Raw genomic sequence first — 18,220 nt, 5'->3', positions numbered from 1 at the left:
TTTGAACCAGCTACACGGGTTCCGGTCTGATGGGCCATGCGTGGAAAAGGATGACCTCAACCCACGCCTATCATTGCCAAGGAGTAACACATGCACATTCCACGTCGCGGCGCGGCCCTGATCCTGTCCTTTGGCCTGCTCGCCAGCCTGCCGGCCCTGGCGGCCGACGAGCCGCGCTACAACCAGGTATCGCTGCGCGCCGAAGTCAGCAAGGAAGTGGCGCGCGACCTGATGGTCGTGACCCTCTACAGCGAAGCGCAGAATACCGACCCCGGCAAGCTCGCCAAGCAAATCACCGAAACCATGAACAAGGCCGTGCAGCAGGCGCGCCAGGTCAAGGACGTGAAAATCAGCCAGGGCAGCCGCAACAGCTACCCGGTGTATGACAGCAAGGGGCAGAAGATCACCGGCTGGCGTGAGCGCGCCGAGCTGCGCCTGGAAGGTGCCGATTTCCCGGCCCTGTCCCAGCTCACCGCCGACCTGCTGCAGGACCTGAAGATGGGCAGCATGGACTTTTCCATCGCCCCGGCCACGCGCAAGGCCAGCGAGGATGAACTGCTCAAGGATGCGGTCAATGCATTCAAGGCCCGCGCACAGCTGGCCACCGAGGCACTGGGCGGCAAGGGCTATAAAGTGGTCAGCCTGAATCTGAACAGCTCCGGTTACCCGCGCCCTTACCTGCGTAGCGCGCCAATGGCGATGATGGCCAAAGGTGCGGACGAGGCAGCGCCTGCGCCGGATATCGAGGCGGGTACCAGTGAAGTCAGCATGAATGCCGATGGCCTGATCGAAGTGCAGATGCAGTAAGAGACTGGCAAGACTCTGTGGGAGCGGGCGTGCCCGCGAAGAAGCCACCGCGGTGGATGGCACGGGCTTCGCCCGTGTTCGCGGGCAAGCCCGCTCCCACAGTGATCGCGTCAAATCATGAATTTGGGAATTTTCCTACGCACTATATAAGTGCGTCCTACATACTTTACGCCCCTGAAACATCCAGCAAAAAGCCATCATTTCGCCCGCGCAAACGTTCAACTTCGCTGAAAGTTATACGAATGCGACATCCATGTACGCTCGTACTACTTTTCTGACGCCAACTATCCTTCTCCCTGTTGCATTGGGAATACCCCCTGCATAAGTATCCGCAGGTCGGCTCACGAGGCCACCTCAACCCCAAAAATGACAACAATGAGGCCACCATGCTCAAACACGCAGTCATTCCGTTCCTGCTAGGTGCAGGCTTGCTCGCCGGTGCTCCATTGGCCCAGGCCGCGTCCAGCCTGGTGTTCTGCTCCGAAGGCAGCCCGGCCGGCTTCGACCCGGGGCAATACACCACAGGAACCGACTTCGACGCCTCGGCCGAGACCGTGTTCAACCGCCTGTCCCAGTTCGAACGCGGCGGTACCGCGGTAATCCCGGGCCTGGCGACCAGCTGGGACGTGGCCGACGAGGGCAAGACTTATACCTTCCACCTGCGCGAAGGGGTGAAGTTCCACACCACCGACTACTTCAAGCCGACCCGCGAATTCAACGCCGACGACGTGCTGTTCACCTTCAACCGCATGCTCGACAAGAATCACCCGTTCCGTAAGGCCTACCCCACCGAGTTCCCTTACTTCACCGACATGGGCATGGACAAGAACATCGCCAAGGTGGAGAAGCTTGACGATCACACGGTGAAGTTCACCCTCAATGAAGTGGACGCCGCGTTCATCCAGAACCTGGCCATGAGCTTCGCCTCCATCCAGTCCGCCGAGTACGCCGGGCAATTGCTCAAGGACGGCAAGGCCGCCGACATCAACCAGAAGCCGATCGGCACCGGCCCGTTCGTGTTCAGCAAGTACCAGAAGGACGCGCAGATCCGCTTCAAGGGCAACAGGGACTACTGGAAGCCCGAAGATGTGAAGATCGACAACCTGATCTTCGCCATCTCCACCGACGCCTCCGTGCGCATGCAGAAGCTGAAGAAGAACGAGTGCCAGGTTACCCTGTTCCCGCGGCCGGCCGACATCGAGCCGCTGAAGGCCGACAAGAACCTGCAGATGCCCCAGCAGGCCGGCTTCAACCTCGGCTACATCGCCTACAACGTGATGGACAAGATCAAGGGCAGCAACGAGCCTAACCCGATGGCCCGGCTGCAAGTCCGCCAGGCACTGGACATGGCCGTGGACAAGAAGAAGATCATCGAATCGGTCTACCAGGGCGCGGGCCAGCTGGCAGTCAACGCCATGCCGCCCACCCAGTGGTCGTATGACACCAGCATCAAGGACGCACCGTACGACCCCGAGAAGGCCAAACAACTGCTCAAGGAAGCCGGCATCAAGGAAGGCACCGAGATCACCCTGTGGGCCATGCCCGTGCAGCGCCCCTACAACCCCAACGCCAAGCTGATGGCCGAGATGCTGCAGTCCGACTGGGCCAAGATCGGTATCAAAGCGAAGATCGTCAGCTACGAGTGGGGCGAGTACATCAAGCGCTCCAAAGGCGGCGAACAGGGCGCCATGCTGATCGGCTGGAGCGGTGACAACGGTGACCCGGACAACTGGCTCGGCACCCTGTACGGCTGCGACGCCGTCGACGGCAACAACTTCTCCAAGTGGTGCTACAAGCCCTACGACGACCTGATCAAGCAGGCCAAGGCCACGTCTGACCAGGCCAAGCGCACCGAGCTGTACCAGAAGGCTCAGCACATCCTCAAGGAACAGGTGCCGATCACTCCGATCGCCCACTCCACGGTCTACCAACCGATGAGCGCCAAGGTGAAGGACTTCAAGATCAGCCCGTTCGGGTTGAACAGTTTCTACGGCGTCAGCGTGGATAAATAGGGTAGCTCCCCGCACCCGCCCTCGACGGCGGGTGCGCCTCACCACCAAGCATTTCGTGCCCCCTCCGACGCTACCCGCGACGGAGTCGGGAAACTGTTGCCGTCATTCGTACCCCGAAGCGGCTTGAACAGCTGGAAAAGGAATCGCCATGCGCCACGTCACTCGCCTTTCGACCCTGCTCGCCCTTGGCCTGCTGAGCCAGGCCCCTGCCCTTCAGGCCAAGAACCTGGTGTTCTGCTCCGAAGGCAGCCCGGCCGGCTTCGACACCGCCCAGTACACCAGCGCCACCGACAACGACGCCGCCGAGCCGATCTACAATCGCCTGGTGGAGTTCGAACGTGGCGGCACCGCCGTGCACCCGGCACTGGCGACCCAGTGGGAAGTTTCCGAAGACGGCCTGCGCTACACCTTCCACTTGCGCCCCGGCGTGAAGTTCCATGCCAACAAGGCCTTCACGCCGAGCCGTGATTTCAATGCCGATGACGTGCTGTTCACCTTCAACCGCATGCTCGACAGGGACCAGCCGTTCCGTAAGGCCTACCCCACCGAATTCCCATATTTCGTCAGCATGGGACTGGACAAGAACATCACCCGGGTCGAGAAGACCGACCCCATGACCGTGGTGTTCACCCTGAACAAGGTCGATGCCGCGTTCATCCAGAACCTGGCGATGAGCTTCGCCTCGATACTCTCGGCCGAGTACGCCGAAACGTTGCTGGCCAGCGGGCGCCCCAGCGACATCAACCAGCAACCGATCGGCACCGGGCCGTTCGTGTTCCAGCGTTACCAGAAGGATTCGCAGATACGCTTCAAGGGCAACCAGGAGTACTGGGCGCCTGATGAAGTGAAGATCGACAACCTGGTGTTCTCGATCAATACCGACCCGTCGGTGCGCATCCAGAAGCTACGCCGCAACGAATGCCAGGTCACCCTGCACCCGCGCCCGGCCGACCTGCCGGCGCTCAAGGCCGACGGCAAGCTGCAGGTCATGCAACAGCCCGGCTTCAACCTCGGCTATATCGCCTATAACACCCAGCACCCACCGTTCGACCGCCTCGAAGTGCGCCAGGCCATGGACATGGCGGTGAACAAGCAGGCCATCATCCAGGCGGTGTACCAGGACTCCGGCCAGTTGGCAGTCAATGCCATGCCGCCAACCCAGTGGTCCTACGACAACAGCCTCAAGGACGCGCCGTACGATCCGGAAAAAGCCAAGCAGTTACTGCATCAGGCAGGGGTCAAGCCCGGCACCGAGATCACCCTGTGGGCCATGCCGGTACAGCGCCCTTACAACCCCAACGCCAAGCTGATGGCCGAGATGCTCCAGGCCGACTGGGACAAGCTCGGCTTCAAGGTGCGCATCGTCAGTTACGAATGGGGCGAATACCTCAAGCGCATGAAGAGTGGCGAACACGACATCGCCCTGATCGGCTGGACGGGCGACAACGGAGACCCGGACAACTGGCTCGGCACCCTCTACAACTGCGACGCCATCGGCAGCAACAACTATTCGCTGTGGTGCGACCCGCAATACGACCGCCTGGTCAAGCAGGCCAAGCAGGTGACCGACCGCGAGCAACGCACGGCGCTTTATCAGCAGGCCCAGCAGCGCCTCAAACAGCAGGTGCCGATCACCCCGGTAGCGCATTCCACGGTGAACCAGCCGTTGAGCATCAAGGTGGCCGATTTCAAGGTCAGCCCGTTCGGGCGCAATGACTTTTCCGGTGTGAGTGTTGATTAGGCGTTAACCAGGGCCGGCCTCTTCGCGGGCTCGCCCGCTCCCACAGGAGCTCCTTAGGTTCGGAATTAGCGCCGTACCTGTGGGAGCGGGCGTGCCCGCGAAGAGGCCGGCACAGCCAACACAAATCCCCCGATTTTGCCCGGCAACCCCGGGCAACCCTGGCAACACCGCAGCAAGCAACCCGGCCCACAAGGCCAGGTGATAACTAAAAGAACAGAAAGGGAGCTTTAACTTTGAGACTATTCACCTTGACCGCTTTGGCCTTATCCATCGGCACCTTTTCCGCCGTGACAGAGGCCGACACCCAGAGCCAGGACTACATCCCGTTCAGCCTGAAATCCAGCAGCGAACAGGACCAGGCCAACGGCTTCATCGACGGCCAGAGCCTGTCCGGCAGCACCCGCAACTGGTATGCCCACGAACGTGCCACCCGCGCACCGCTTTGGAAGTACTACAAGGGCGACGGCACCCGCCACGACACCCACAGCCGCGACAACTGGGTGCAGGGCACCATCCTCAACTACAGCTCGGGCTTCACCCAGGGCACTGTCGGCTTTGCCGTCGAGGCCGCCGGCTACAACGCAATCGCCCTGCAACAGGGCCGCGCCGCGATCGCCGGCCCGAACAACCGGACGCTCACCCACAGCGACGGCGACCCGGTCGGCCAGTGGAGCAAGATGGGCCTGGCCAACGTCAAGGCGCGTGTCTCCAATACCACCCTCACCGTCGGCCGCCAGTCAGTGGACACGCCGATGATCGCCTACATCGGCAACCGTGCGTTGCCGTCGAGCTTCCAGGGCGCATTCCTGCACAGCGCCGAATTCGACAACCTGTCGCTCGACCTGGGTACCTTCGACCGCGTTTCGCCACGCACCGAACAGAGCCTGAGCAAGTTCCGCAGCGAATATGGCGCCACCGGCGTCGAGACCGACCGCGCCAGCACCGCCGGGGTCAATTACCAGCCGTTCAAGAGCCTGACCACCAGCCTGTACGCCACCAAGGTCGACGATTTCTGGAACCAGTACTACTTCGGCGCCAGCCATGTACTCGGCGACAACGCCGTGCTCGCCCTGACCACCGGCCTGAACTACTACAAGACGGTGGACGAAGGCAGCAAGAAGATGGGAGAGATCGACAACGACACCTACAGCCTGTCGTTCGGCCTGACCCACCAGGCGCACACCCTCACCGCGTCGTGGCAGCAAGTCAACGGCAACGAGTATTTCGACTACCTGCACGAAACCAACGGCATCTACCTGGCCAACTCGCTGCTGTCGGACTTCAACGGCCCCAACGAGAAATCCCTGCAGATCTCCTACGTGCTGAACATGGCGCCGTACGGCGTACCGGGCCTCAAGTTCAACCTGTACAACGCCCGTGGCTGGGGCATCGACGGCACCCATTACCGGGGCACCGCCTATGACGTCAACGGCCTGGATGGCGAAACCCACTACGAGTGGGGCATCGGCACCAGCTATGCCGTGCAGAGCGGGCCGTTCAAGGACACCAGCATCCGCGCCACCTACACCGCCCACCGCGCCAGCAAGGCGCAGGCCGATGGCAGCCTCGACGAGTTCCGCTTGGTGACCACCATTCCATTCAACATTCTTTGACCGATGGCGCCATGGCCCGCTTCAACCCGGGCCGTGGCGGCTACGCTGGAATCATTGCAAGCAGGGAGTTTCCATGACATCGCTACCGCTCCGCGCTGCCCTGGCAGCGGTCATCCTGGGCGCCGCCGGCAACCTCGCGGCCAAGCCGCTGGTGGTGTGCACCGAAGCCAGCCCGGAAGGCTTCGACATCGTCCAGTACACCACGGCAGTCACCGCCGATGCCTCGGCCGAGACGGTGTTCAACCGTCTGGTCGACTTCAAGCCTGGCACCACCGACATTCAGCCGGCCCTGGCCGAACGCTGGGACATTTCAGCGGACGGGCTGACCTACACCTTCCACCTGCGTGAAGGGGTGAAGTTCCACACCACCGACTACTTCAAGCCAACCCGCGAGTTCAACGCCGATGACGTGCTGTGGAGCCTGAATCGACAGCTCGACCCAACCCATCCGTGGCACGACAAGACCAGCGTCGGCTACCCGTACTTCGAGAGCATGGCCTTCAAGGAATTGCTCAAGTCGGTGACCAAGACCGACGACCACACCGTGGTGATCACCCTGACCCGCCCGGAAGCCCCCTTCCTGCGCGACATGGCCATGGCCTTCACCTCGATCTATTCCGCCGAATACGGTGACCAGTTGCTCAAGGCCGGCAAGACCGGCGACCTCAACAGCAAGCCGATCGGCACCGGCCCATTCATTTTCCAGCGTTACAACAAGGACGCCCAGGTCCGCTACAAGCCCAACCCGGACTATTTCCGCGGCAAGCCGCCGGCCGATGCGCTGGTGTTCGCCATCGCCACCGACAGCAACGTGCGCCTGCAGAAGCTGCGTGCCAACGAATGCCAGGTGGCGCTGTATCCCAAGCCCGATGACGTACCGCTGATCAAGAACGACCCGACACTCAAGGTCGACGAAATCGAAGCTTTGGTCACCGGCTACATTTCGATGAACACCGAACACAAGTACCTGAGCGACGTGCGTGTGCGCAAAGCCATCAACATGGCCTTCGACCGCCAGACCCACGTCGATCAGCTGTTCGGCAAGGGCAACGCACTGGTCGGCGTGAACCCCTACCCCCCCACCATGATCGGCTACAACACCGAGAACAAGAACCCGCCCCGCGACCTGGCCAAGGCCCGCCAGCTGCTCAAGGAGGCTGGCGTGCCGGAGGGCACGGTGATCACCCTGTTCACCCGCAACGGCGGCGGCCCGACCAACCCCAACCCGCGGCTTTCCGCGGAAATGCTCCAGGCAGACCTCAAACAGATCGGCCTGAAGCTGGACATCCGCGTGATGGAATGGGCCGAGATGCTGCGCCGCGCCAAGAAGGGTGAGGCGGACCTGGTCTCCACCGGCTGGGCCGGCGACAACGGCGACCCGGACAATTTCCTCAGCCCGCTGCTCAGTTGCGATGCCGCCAAAAGCGGCGAGAACTATGCACGCTGGTGCAACCCTAAGTTCCAGGAACTGATCACCCGCGCCCGCGAAGTGATCGACAACGACCAACGCGCCAGGCTCTATGCCGAGGCTTTGAAGGTGTACGATGACGATCAACCCTGGATCAGCATGGCCCATCCGAAGATGTTCACCGCCATGCGTGACAACGTGGAGGGCTATGTGATCAACCCTCTGACCAACAACAACTTCGCCACCACCCGGGTGAAGTAGAACAACAACGACCGCCGGGGCCCCACACGGGCACCGGCGGCACTGCCCTGACCGGCTGATGAGGTAACCCCGACAATGTTGAGTTTTATTGCCCGGCGCCTGGGCCTGCTGATACCGACCTTCTTCGGTATCACCTTGCTGACCTTCGCGCTCATACGCCTGATCCCCGGCGACCCGGTGGAAGTCATGATGGGCGAGCGCAGGGTCGACCCCGAAATGCACGCCCAGGCCATGGAGCGCCTGGGCCTGAACAAGCCACTGCCGGTCCAGTATCTGGACTATGTCGGCAAGCTGGCCCAGGGCGACCTCGGTGAATCGCTGCGCACCCGCGAGAGCGTGTGGACCGAGTTCCTCACCCTGTTCCCCGCCACCCTGGAGCTGGCCATGGCCGCCTTGCTGTTCGCCGGCATCGTCGGCCTGCTGGCCGGGGTGATCGCCGCGCTCAAGCGCGGTTCGCTGTTCGACCACGGGGTGATGGGGATCTCCCTGGCCGGCTATTCCATGCCGATCTTCTGGTGGGGCCTGATCCTGATCATGTTCTTCTCGGTGAGCCTGGGCTGGACCCCGGTGTCGGGGCGTATCGACCTGCTTTACGACATCGAGCCGAAGACCGGCTTCATGCTCATCGACACGCTGCTCAGCGACGAGGAAGGCGCGTTCAAGGACGCGGTGATGCACCTGATCCTGCCGGCCATCGTGCTCGGCACCATCCCCTTGGCGGTGATCGCCCGCATGACCCGCTCGTCGATGCTCGAAGTGCTGCGCGAGGACTACATCCGCACCGCCCGCGCCAAGGGCCTGTCGCCGGCCCGCGTGGTGTTCGTGCATGGCCTGCGCAACGCGCTGATCCCGGTGCTGACCGTGTTCGGCCTGCAGGTCGGCACGCTGCTGGCTGGCGCCGTGCTGACCGAAACCATCTTCTCCTGGCCGGGCATCGGCAAATGGCTGATCGAAGCCATCGGCGCCCGTGACTACCCCGTGGTCCAGAACGGCATCCTGTTGATTGCCTGCCTGGTGATCCTGGTCAACTTCGTCGTGGATATCCTCTACGGCCTGGCCAACCCACGCATCCGTCATCAGCGCTGAGGCCTTCCATGACTAGCCCGATTCCGAAATCCGTCGCACCGGCCAGCCCGGTGGACCAGAGCCTGCTCTACCCTTCACCGTACAAAGAATTCTGGCAGGCCTTCTCGCGCAACAGGGGCGCGGTAATGGGCCTGGCGTTCATGTGCCTGGTGGTGTTCTGCGCGTTGTTCGCACCGTGGGTCGCCCCCCATGACCCGAGCGAGCAGTACCGCGACTTCCTGTTGACCCCGCCGGTGTGGCTGGAGGGCGGCAGCTGGCAGTTCATCCTCGGCACCGACGAACTCGGCCGCGACCTGCTGTCACGGCTGATCCAGGGCGCGCGGCTGTCGCTGCTGATCGGCCTGTCGTCGGTGGTGATGTCGCTGATCCCGGGGATCCTGCTGGGCCTGCTGGCCGGGTTCTTCCCGCAGGTCCTCGGCCCGTCGATCATGCGCCTGATGGACGTGATGCTGGCCCTGCCGTCGCTGCTGCTGGCGGTGGCCATCGTCGCCATTCTCGGCCCAGGCCTGATCAACACGGTAATCGCCATCGCCATCGTGTCCTTGCCGTCCTACGTGCGCCTGACCCGCGCTGCGGTGATGGGCGAACTGAACCGCGACTACGTTACTGCCGCTCGCCTGGCCGGTGCCGGGCTGCCACGGTTGATGTTCGTCACCGTGCTGCCCAACTGCATGGCACCGCTGATCGTGCAGGCGACCCTGAGCTTCTCCTCGGCAATCCTCGACGCCGCCGCGCTGGGTTTCCTTGGCCTTGGCGTGCAACCGCCAACGCCCGAGTGGGGCACCATGCTGGCCTCGGCCCGTGACTACATCGAGCGCGCCTGGTGGGTGGTGAGCCTGCCGGGTCTGACCATTCTGCTCAGTGTGCTGGCAATCAACCTGATGGGCGACGGCCTGCGCGATGCGCTGGACCCGAAACTCAAGAACGCCGCCTGAGGAGAACGCCATGTCACTGTTGCAGATCAACAACCTGAACGTGCGCTTCGGCGACACCGATGCCGTCCCCGTGGTCGATGGCCTGGACCTGGCGGTGGACGCCGGTGAGATCCTGGCCATTGTCGGTGAGTCCGGCTCGGGCAAATCGGTCACCATGATGGCCCTGATGGGCCTGATCGACGCCCCTGGGCGCATCACCGCCGATTCGCTGACCTTCGACGGCACCGATATGCTCAAGCTCAGCGGTCGCCAGCGGCGCAAGGTGGTGGGCAAGGACATCGCCATGGTCTTCCAGGACCCGATGACCGCGCTCAACCCCAGCTATACCGTGGGCTACCAGATCGAGGAAGTCCTGCGCCAGCACCTCGGCCTGAAGGGCAAGGCTGCACGCCAGCGGGCCCTGGAGCTGTTGAAGAAAGTGGAAATCCCGGCTGCGGAAAGCCGCCTGGACGCCTACCCGCACCAGCTCTCCGGCGGCATGAGCCAGCGCGTGGCCATCGCCATGGCGATTGCCGGCGAACCCAAACTGCTGATCGCTGACGAACCGACCACCGCGCTGGACGTGACCATCCAGGCGCAGATCATGGAGCTGCTGGTCAACCTGCAGAAGGAGCGCAACATGGCGCTCATCCTGATCACCCACGACCTGGCCGTGGTTGCCGAAACTGCCAGGCGCGTGTGCGTGATGTACGCCGGCCAGGCCGTGGAAGTGGGCCAGGTACCGGAGCTGTTCGACGTGCCCGCCCACCCGTACAGCGAAGCGCTGCTGGCGGCGATCCCCGAGCACAGCGTCGGCGCCGAGCGCCTGGCCACCCTGCCCGGCATCGTTCCCGGCCGCTATGACCGCCCGGTTGGCTGCCTGTTGTCGCCGCGCTGCCCTTACGTGCAGGACAACTGCCGCCATCAGCGCCCACCTCTCGACCCGCAGGCCCACAGCCTGGTGCGTTGCTTCTACCCGCTGAACCAGGAGGTGGCGTGATGGCCGTCGTTCTCACTGCCCGGGAGCTGACCCGGCATTACGAAGTTTCCCGCGGGCTGTTCAAGGGCCACGCCCTGGTACGCGCGCTCAATGGCGTGTCGTTCGAGCTGGAGGCCGGCAAGACCCTGGCCGTGGTCGGTGAGTCCGGCTGCGGCAAGTCGACCCTGGCCCGCGCCCTGACACTGATCGAAGAACCCTCCTCCGGCTCGCTGCAGATCGCCGGCACCGAGGTGAAGGGCGCCAGCAAGTCCGAGCGCAAGCAACTGCGCCGCGACGTGCAGATGGTGTTCCAGAGCCCCTACGCTTCGCTGAACCCGCGGCAGAAGATCGGTGATCAGCTGGCCGAGCCGCTGTTGATCAACACCTCGCTGAGCAAAGCCGAGCGGCGGGAGAAAGTACAGAAGATGATGGAACAGGTCGGCCTGCGCCCGGAGCATTACCAGCGCTACCCACACATGTTCTCCGGTGGTCAGCGCCAGCGCATTGCCCTGGCCCGGGCGATGATGCTGCAACCAAAGGTGCTGGTGGCGGACGAGCCGACTTCGGCGCTGGACGTGTCGATCCAGGCCCAGGTGCTGAACCTGTTCATGGACCTGCAGAAAGAGTTCAACACCGCCTACGTGTTCATCTCGCACAACCTGGCGGTGGTGCGGCACGTGGCCGATCAGGTCCTGGTGATGTACTTGGGGCGCCCGGCAGAGATGGGGCCGAAGGAGGACATCTACGAGAAGCCGCTGCATCCGTATACCCAGGCACTGCTGTCGGCGACACCGGCGATTCACCCGGATCCGCTGAAGCCGAAGATCCGCATTGCCGGGGAGCTGCCCAACCCGCTCAATCCGCCGGACGGGTGTGCGTTCCACAAGCGGTGCCCGTATGCGACCGAGCGCTGTGCCAAGGAAGTGCCGGCGTTGCGGCAAGTGAGTACGCGACAAGTGGCCTGTCACTATGCGGAGCAGTTTCTCTAGATCGGTGTGAGCTTCTTCGCGGGCCAGCCCGCTCCCACAGGTACTGCACGAGGCTTGAGACTTGTGCAGGACCTGTGGGAGCGGGCTTGCCCGCGAAGGGCCGCAAAGCGGCCCCAACGATCTCAATGCATGAAGAACCAGATCAGGATAATCACCGGAATCGGCACCCCAATCATCCAAAGCAGTATCGAGCGCATGGCGTTTCTCCTTGTTCGAGGGTGAACAATTCCGTGCACCCGCCATGCCACTCGTATCAAAAAGTTACTTCATTTAAAAACAATGACTTATGCGCGTAGCCGCTTGACGAAACCGTGCAAATTGCCAGATGACGCCCCTTGCACGTGGGTGTTCTGCAATGCACTATCGAGCCCATGACCGCCCTCACTATCCCCGACGGCCCCGAGCAGGCCCCGCTCACCGCCGACACGGTGCTGCGCTACCACCTCTGCTGGAAGCACCGTGACCTCGACGGCGTGATCGCGCTCTACCACCCCGATATCCAGTATCACGACTTTTTCCAGAACCGCGTGCTCGGCTATGTCGAGCTGCGCGACTACGTGCGCGCCTGCCTGCCCCATGAAGCCGGCGAGGAAATCGTCCACAGCGACCGCATCCGCGTCGACGGCTGCACCGCGTTCATCCAGTATCAGGTCACGGTGCAAGGCGGCGAAGGCCTGGTGGCGTTCCAGTCCAGCGAAGCTATCACCGTCAAGGACGGCCTGATCTGGCGGGTCAACGAGTACGCCACCCTGGTCAGACAGAACAGCGTCGCCCGGGCCAGCAGCGGCCCACGCCCGGCCACCAGCCGGCTGGGCCTGTCACCTCGGCAGCTGTCGACCATGGCCCAGGACCTGGAACACTACTTCCAGCGCCAGCGCCCGTACCTCGACCCGGAACTGGGCCTGCAGCAAGTGGCTGATTCCAGCGGCTACAGCCGCAACCAGATTTCCTACCTGCTCAACCAGGTGCTCGGGCAAAGCTTCTACCGCTACGTCAACCAGGCACGCCTGCAACACCTGATGGCCAGCCTTGACGACGACAGTGTGGAAGCATCGATCGACGACCTGGCGTTCAATGCCGGTTTCAATTCGCTTTCGGCGTTCTACAAGTGCTTCCGCGAGCACACCGGCCTCACCCCCAAGGCCTATCTCAAGCAAATTTCCCTGCGTGCACGCACGTAAGACAGGCGCTGGTCGACACCACTAGCATCGCCCACAGACCTTGATGGATGTGGAGCAAAACCCGATGCAACCCCTGCGCACGCTCAGCCTGTGGATGGACCAGCTCGACGAGCCGCTGTGCGCGCGCCCGGCCTTGCGCCAAGACCTTGAAGTCGATGTGTGCATCATCGGTGCCGGCTACACCGGGCTGTGGACGGCCTATTACCTCAAGCGCCAGGCGCCGCAACTGAACATTGCGCTGATCGAGGCGAACATTGCCGGCTTCGGCGCCTCGGGGCGCAACGGTGGCTGGCTGATGGGCAACATGCTCGGCGAAGACCGCCTGCTGGCCACCCTGTCGCCGCAACAGCGCCGCGCCAGCATCGATTTGCTGCATGGCATCCCTGATGAAGTGCAAAACGTGCTGCAGCGCGAAGGCATCGATTGTGATTACCGCAAAGGCGGCGTGCTGTATTGCGCTGCGCGTTATCCAGAGCAGGAACGCAGCCTGCGCGCGTATCTCGACGACCTCTATCGCCAGGGCATGACCGAGGACGACTACCGCTGGCTGCGCCCCGAGCAGCTGGACGCGCAATTGCGGGTCAGCAATGCCTATGGCGCGATCTACAGCCCGCACACCGCGACCATCCACCCGGCCAAGCTGGCCCGTGGCCTGGCCCGGGCGGTGGAAGCGCTGGGCGTGACCATCTACGAGAACACCCCGGCCATCGACTGGCAGCCCGGCGAAGTGCGCTCGCCCCTGGCGCGCATCCGCTGCCAGTGGATGGTTCCGGCGGTTGAAGGCTACGCCGCCAGCCTACCGCCACTGGGCAGGCATCAGTTGCCGGTGCAGAGCCTGCTGGTGGCCACCGAGCCGCTGCCGGAGTCGACCTGGGAGCAGATCGGCCTGAGCCAGGGCCAGGCCTTCAGCGAGAGCAGCCGCCAGGTCACCTACGGCCAGCGCACCGCCGACAACCGCCTGGTGTTCGGCGCCCGCGGCGGCTACCGCTTCGGCGGCCGGCTGCGCGAAAACTTCAACCTTGACCAGCACGAGATCGAACTGCGTCGCTATCTGTTCAGCGAACTGTTCCCGCAGCTCAGGCACACACGCATCACCCACACCTGGGGCGGCAACCTGGGCATGGCGCGGCGCTTCCGCCCGCACATGCTCTGCGACCGCCAGCGCGGCATCGCCCTGGCCGGCGGCTACGGCGGCGAAGGTGTCGGCGCCACCAACCTTGGCGGGCGCACCTTGGCGGCGCTGATCCTCAACCAGCACAACGCGCTGACCGCGCAACCTTGGGTACTCGACAACCGCCCGCTTGCGAGCCTGGCCAGCTGGCCGCCGGAGCCCTGCCGCTGGCTCGGTTACAACGCAATCATCCAAAGCTTCGTCCACGAGGACCGGACCCTCGCCAACCCCTCCAGCGCGTCCTGGAGGCGGCGCCTGGCCAGCTCGTTAGCGGACTTCATGGAAGGCTTCATGCACTGACTTCCCTTTCCCCGACACAGGATCCACCGGTCATGAGCATCACCCACTTCAAACACACAGACAGCGCCGTGCTCGATAGCTCCAACCCGGTCGCGGTGCCGCTTGGCGAACCCGTTGCAGTGGCTTCGGTCACCTGCGTGGAGCGCAATGATGGCGTCGAAACCGGCATCTGGGAGTGCACCCCCGGACGCTGGCGCCGGCAGATCGTGCAGCAGGAGTTCTGCCATTTCATCAAGGGCCGCTGCACCTTCACCCCCGACGGTGGCGAAACCCTGGTCATAGAAGCCGGAGACGCACTCATGCTACCGGCCAACAGCACCGGCACCTGGGACATCCAGGAGACCGTGCGCAAGACCTACGTTCTCATTTTCTGATCCGCTGATCGCCTGCCTTCGATAACAACAGACAAAGCAAGGTATCCCGATATGCGCATGTTCCTGTTCGCCCCCCTGATGCTGGCCGCCAGCGTGGCCAGCGCCGCCGAAACGGTGAAGATCTACAACTGGTCCAGCTACGTCGCGCCCGACACGCTGAAAAACTTCCAGCAAGCCAGCGGCATCGTGCCGACCTACGACGTGTACGACAGCAACGAGACCCTCGACGGCAAGCTGATGACCGGCAACTCCGGCTACGATGTGGTGTTCCCGTCCAACCACTTCATGGCCCGGCAGATCCAGGGCAAGGCCCTGAAGCCGCTGGACAAGTCGCAGCTGCCCAACTGGCACAACCTCAACCCGGTGCTGATGAAGGCGCTGGAGGTCAACGACCCGGGTAACCAGTACGGCTTCCCGTACCTGTGGGGCAGCACCGGCATCGGCTACAACATCGACAAGGTCAAGGCAGTGCTCGGCGACAACGCGCCGGTGGATTCCTGGGACCTGATCTTCAAGCCCGAGTACATGAGCAAGCTGAAGAGCTGTGGCGTCGCAGTGCTGGACAACGGCCCCGAACTGCTGCCGATCGCCCTGCACTACCTGGGCCTGCCGCACCACAGCCAGAACCCGGCCGACTACGACAAGGCCAAGGCGCTGCTGATGCAGGTGCGGCCGTACATCAGCTACTTCCACTCATCGAAGTACACCGGTGACCTTGCCAATGGCGATATCTGCGTGGTGGTGGGTTTCTCGGGGGATGTGCTGCAGGCGAAGAACCGCGCCGAAGAGGCGAAGAACGGGGTGAAGGTGGGGTATTCGATCCCCAAGGAAGGTGCGCCGATGTGGTTCGACATGGTGGCCATGCCCGCCGATGCACCGGATGAGAAGGCCGGATACGCCTACATGAATTACCTGTTGCAGCCGGAGGTGATGGCCAACATCAGCAACCACGTGCAGTACGCCAACGGCAACCTCAAGGCAGACGGGCTGGTGGAGCCGGCGATGAAGGGTAATACGATGATTTACCCGAGCGAGGATGTGATGGGCAAGCTGTATGCCCTGGAGGCGATGCCGGCCAAGATCGACCGCATCAGGACCCGGATCTGGACCAGTATCAAGGCCGGTAACTGAATGGGGCCGCTTTACGGCCCTTCGCGGGCGCGCCCGCTCCCACAGGAAATCGCATAGTCCTGTGGGAGCGGGCGTGCCCGCGAAGGGCTGCAAAGCAGCCCCAATTCAATACTTAGTGATGCTCGCGAGTCGCGCGGAATTTGATGTCCGGCCAGCGCTCTTCCATCAGCGCCAGGTTGACCCGGGTCGGCGCCAGGTAGGTCAGGTGACCGCCACCGTCGATAGCCAGGTTTTCCATGGCCTTGTTCTGGAATTCCTCGAGCTTCTTCTTGTCGTCGCAGCCGATCCAGCGGGCCGACCAGACGGTGATCGGTTCGTAGGCGCACTCGACCTTGTACTCTTCCTTCAGGCGGCTGGCGACCACGTCGAACTGCAGCACACCGACCGCACCAAGGATGATGTCGTTGCTGCGCTCAGGGAAGAACACCTGGGTCGCGCCCTCTTCGGCCAACTGCTGCAGGCCTTGGCGCAGCTGCTTGGATTTCAGCGGATCCTTCAGGCGCACGCGGCGGAACAGCTCCGGCGCGAAGTGCGGGATACCGGTGAAGCCCAGCGCCTCGCCTTCGGTGAAGGTGTCGCCGATCTGGATGGTGCCGTGGTTGTGCAGGCCGATGATGTCGCCGGCATAGGCCTCTTCCAGTTGCTCACGCTCGGAGGAGAAGAAGGTCAGCGCGTCGCCGATACGCAGGTCCTTGTTGATACGCACGTGGCGCATCTTCATACCCTTCTCGTACTTGCCCGAGCAGATGCGCATGAAGGCAATACGGTCGCGGTGCTTCGGGTCCATGTTCGCCTGGATCTTGAACACGAAGCCGGTGAATTTCTCTTCCACAGGCTCGACGGTTCGCTCATGGGCCACGCGACCCAGCGGGCGCGGCGCCCAGTCGACGACGGCGTCGAGCACGTGGTCGACACCGAAGTTGCCCAGCGCGGTACCGAAGAACACCGGGGTCAGCTGACCGTTGATGAACTCTTCCTGGTTGAATTCATGGCAGGCACCCTGCACCAGCTCCAGTTGTTCCACGAACGAGTCGTACTGGTCGCCCAGGTGTGCGCGGGCCTCGTCGGAGTCCAGCTTCTGGATGATCTTGGCTTCGGTGCGCTCGTGGCCATGGCCCGGGGTGTAGACCACGATGTAGTCGCCGGTCAGGTGATACACACCCTTGAAGTCGCGGTAGCAACCGATCGGCCAGGTGATCGGCGCGGCCTTGATCTTCAGGACGGCTTCGATCTCGTCGAGCAGCTCGATCGGGTCACGGATGTCACGGTCGAGTTTGTTGATGAAGCTGACGATCGGCGTGTCGCGCAGGCGGCAGACGTCCATCAGGGCGATGGTCCGCGGCTCTACGCCTTTACCGCCGTCGAGCACCATCAGCGCCGAGTCCACCGCGGTCAGGGTGCGGTAGGTGTCTTCCGAGAAGTCTTCGTGGCCGGGGGTGTCGAGCAGGTTGATCATGTGCTCGCGGTACGGGAACTGCATCACCGAGGTAGTGATGGAGATGCCGCGCTGTTTCTCCATTTCCATCCAGTCGGAGGTGGCGTGGCGGTCGGACTTGCGCGACTTCACGGTACCGGCGACGGCAATGGCCTTGCCCATCAGCAGCAGCTTCTCGGTGATGGTGGTCTTACCGGCGTCGGGGTGGGAAATGATTGCGAAAGTGCGGCGCTTCGCGACTTCGGCGGCCTGGTTGGTCATGGGAAATCGCCTGACTGGGGGATTTAAAAGGGGCGATATCATACCTGAAGTTGGGCGGGGACCAAAATCCTGGCGCTTGCCGCTGGTCCTTCATTGCATTCGCGATCGAGCGCCGCCCGCGCGGCGCATCGCGAGCTACGCTCGCTCCTACGTCTGTTTCGGGCCAATGTCTCCTGTGGAATTTGCGCGCGGACGCCTTGGCGCATGACGCGATATCGCGTGGTACAAACAAGGCGGTCGCGCGCGTCCGTCACAGGCGGTACTGGCCGGAAACAAACGTAGGAGCGAGCGCAGCTCGCGATGCGCCGCGCGGGCGGCGCTCGATCTCGACACCCACGAAGATCCATCGCCCTGCACTTAGATGCCATCACTCGACTCATCCGAATCCCACAATGGGATCCTCATGCCCCCAGGAAAGCGTACTGCCAATTCTAGATTCGCCCCCAGTACCTCAAGGTGTCTGCGCAGCTTCGATATGGGCATGTCTTCAAGCTGTCCCTCGCCTACCAAATCTTCCTCAATGCCCAGTTGCCTTCGAAGCGCAACGAGAACGGCAT

Annotated in this window: 14 protein-coding genes; 13 read left to right on the top strand and 1 reads right to left on the bottom strand. The window is 63.0% G+C overall.

Annotated features, from left to right (window positions below):
* The first annotated feature begins 90 nt into the window (after positions 1-90).
* The 13 genes from ACTORR_RS19240 to ACTORR_RS19180 all read left to right on the top strand — a co-directional run bounded on the left by ACTORR_RS19240 (position 91) and on the right by ACTORR_RS19180 (position 15,967).
* Positions 91-807, top strand: a complete 717-nt coding sequence (locus tag ACTORR_RS19240) for an SIMPL domain-containing protein (RefSeq protein WP_313364607.1) — start codon at positions 91-93, stop codon at positions 805-807.
* Positions 808-1,193: 386 nt separating this feature from the next.
* The gene (locus tag ACTORR_RS19235) at positions 1,194-2,819 is read left to right on the top strand and encodes an ABC transporter substrate-binding protein (RefSeq protein ID WP_441343766.1); all 1,626 of its coding nucleotides are present in this window, start codon (positions 1,194-1,196) and stop codon (positions 2,817-2,819) included.
* A 148-nt stretch (positions 2,820-2,967) separates the two neighbouring features.
* Positions 2,968-4,560 (top strand): ABC transporter substrate-binding protein, encoded by a 1,593-nt coding sequence (locus ACTORR_RS19230; protein ID WP_313366022.1) that lies wholly within the window; start codon positions 2,968-2,970, stop codon positions 4,558-4,560.
* Between the two features lie 233 nt (positions 4,561-4,793).
* The gene (locus tag ACTORR_RS19225) at positions 4,794-6,173 is read left to right on the top strand and encodes an OprD family porin (protein WP_054886983.1); all 1,380 of its coding nucleotides are present in this window, start codon (positions 4,794-4,796) and stop codon (positions 6,171-6,173) included.
* Between the two features lie 73 nt (positions 6,174-6,246).
* Complete coding sequence (locus ACTORR_RS19220) at positions 6,247-7,842, top strand: ABC transporter substrate-binding protein (RefSeq protein WP_313365450.1); 1,596 nt, start codon at positions 6,247-6,249, stop codon at positions 7,840-7,842.
* Positions 7,843-7,917: 75 nt separating this feature from the next.
* Positions 7,918-8,928: an ABC transporter permease subunit gene (locus tag ACTORR_RS19215; RefSeq protein WP_054886981.1), complete on the top strand. Its 1,011-nt coding sequence runs from the start codon at positions 7,918-7,920 to the stop codon at positions 8,926-8,928.
* Between the two features lie 8 nt (positions 8,929-8,936).
* Positions 8,937-9,863: an ABC transporter permease subunit gene (locus ACTORR_RS19210; protein WP_313365451.1), complete on the top strand. Its 927-nt coding sequence runs from the start codon at positions 8,937-8,939 to the stop codon at positions 9,861-9,863.
* Between the two features lie 10 nt (positions 9,864-9,873).
* Positions 9,874-10,842, top strand: coding sequence for an ABC transporter ATP-binding protein (locus ACTORR_RS19205; protein ID WP_054886979.1), 969 nt, complete (start codon positions 9,874-9,876; stop codon positions 10,840-10,842).
* Positions 10,842-11,810, top strand: a complete 969-nt coding sequence (locus tag ACTORR_RS19200) for a peptide ABC transporter ATP-binding protein (RefSeq protein ID WP_054886978.1) — start codon at positions 10,842-10,844, stop codon at positions 11,808-11,810. The genes ACTORR_RS19205 and ACTORR_RS19200 overlap by 1 nt, the downstream gene beginning before the upstream one ends.
* Positions 11,811-12,181: 371 nt before the next feature.
* A complete protein-coding gene (locus ACTORR_RS19195; RefSeq protein ID WP_441343765.1) occupies positions 12,182-12,991 on the top strand; it encodes a helix-turn-helix domain-containing protein in 810 nt (269 codons plus the stop codon).
* A 64-nt stretch (positions 12,992-13,055) separates the two neighbouring features.
* The gene (locus tag ACTORR_RS19190; protein ID WP_313365452.1) at positions 13,056-14,462 is read left to right on the top strand and encodes an NAD(P)/FAD-dependent oxidoreductase; all 1,407 of its coding nucleotides are present in this window, start codon (positions 13,056-13,058) and stop codon (positions 14,460-14,462) included.
* A gap of 32 nt (positions 14,463-14,494) precedes the next feature.
* A complete protein-coding gene (locus tag ACTORR_RS19185) occupies positions 14,495-14,836 on the top strand; it encodes a cupin domain-containing protein (protein ID WP_054886975.1) in 342 nt (113 codons plus the stop codon).
* Between the two features lie 51 nt (positions 14,837-14,887).
* Positions 14,888-15,967 (top strand): polyamine ABC transporter substrate-binding protein, encoded by a 1,080-nt coding sequence (locus ACTORR_RS19180; RefSeq protein ID WP_313365453.1) that lies wholly within the window; start codon positions 14,888-14,890, stop codon positions 15,965-15,967.
* A 112-nt stretch (positions 15,968-16,079) separates the two neighbouring features.
* Here ACTORR_RS19180 and ACTORR_RS19175 read toward each other — a convergent pair whose 3' ends face one another.
* Entirely contained in the window at positions 16,080-17,663 is a 1,584-nt protein-coding gene (locus tag ACTORR_RS19175) for a peptide chain release factor 3 (protein WP_054886973.1), read from the bottom strand.
* Between the last annotated feature and the right edge of the window lie 557 nt (positions 17,664-18,220).

This window comes from Pseudomonas sp. SAR267, assembly GCF_052077595.1.
Lineage (GTDB): Bacteria > Pseudomonadota > Gammaproteobacteria > Pseudomonadales > Pseudomonadaceae > Aquipseudomonas > Aquipseudomonas vlassakiae.
The sequence above is the reverse complement of the archived record's forward strand: the minus strand, read 5'-3'. Positions and strand labels throughout refer to the sequence as shown.

Excerpts from the sequence above, each read along its gene's own strand:
- ACTORR_RS19240 (WP_313364607.1), top strand. The coding sequence starts at position 91 with ATGCACATTCCACGTCGCGGCGCGGCCCTGATCCTGTCCTTTGGCCTG.
- ACTORR_RS19235 (WP_441343766.1), top strand. The coding sequence starts at position 1,194 with ATGCTCAAACACGCAGTCATTCCGTTCCTGCTAGGTGCAGGCTTGCTC.
- ACTORR_RS19230 (WP_313366022.1), top strand. The coding sequence starts at position 2,968 with ATGCGCCACGTCACTCGCCTTTCGACCCTGCTCGCCCTTGGCCTGCTG.
- ACTORR_RS19220 (WP_313365450.1), top strand. The coding sequence starts at position 6,247 with ATGACATCGCTACCGCTCCGCGCTGCCCTGGCAGCGGTCATCCTGGGC.
- ACTORR_RS19215 (WP_054886981.1), top strand. The coding sequence starts at position 7,918 with ATGTTGAGTTTTATTGCCCGGCGCCTGGGCCTGCTGATACCGACCTTC.
- ACTORR_RS19210 (WP_313365451.1), top strand. The coding sequence starts at position 8,937 with ATGACTAGCCCGATTCCGAAATCCGTCGCACCGGCCAGCCCGGTGGAC.
- ACTORR_RS19205 (WP_054886979.1), top strand. The coding sequence starts at position 9,874 with ATGTCACTGTTGCAGATCAACAACCTGAACGTGCGCTTCGGCGACACC.
- ACTORR_RS19200 (WP_054886978.1), top strand. The coding sequence starts at position 10,842 with ATGGCCGTCGTTCTCACTGCCCGGGAGCTGACCCGGCATTACGAAGTT.
- ACTORR_RS19195 (WP_441343765.1), top strand. The coding sequence starts at position 12,182 with ATGACCGCCCTCACTATCCCCGACGGCCCCGAGCAGGCCCCGCTCACC.
- ACTORR_RS19190 (WP_313365452.1), top strand. The coding sequence starts at position 13,056 with ATGCAACCCCTGCGCACGCTCAGCCTGTGGATGGACCAGCTCGACGAG.
- ACTORR_RS19185 (WP_054886975.1), top strand. The coding sequence starts at position 14,495 with ATGAGCATCACCCACTTCAAACACACAGACAGCGCCGTGCTCGATAGC.
- ACTORR_RS19180 (WP_313365453.1), top strand. The coding sequence starts at position 14,888 with ATGCGCATGTTCCTGTTCGCCCCCCTGATGCTGGCCGCCAGCGTGGCC.
- ACTORR_RS19175 (WP_054886973.1), bottom strand. The coding sequence starts at position 17,663 with ATGACCAACCAGGCCGCCGAAGTCGCGAAGCGCCGCACTTTCGCAATC.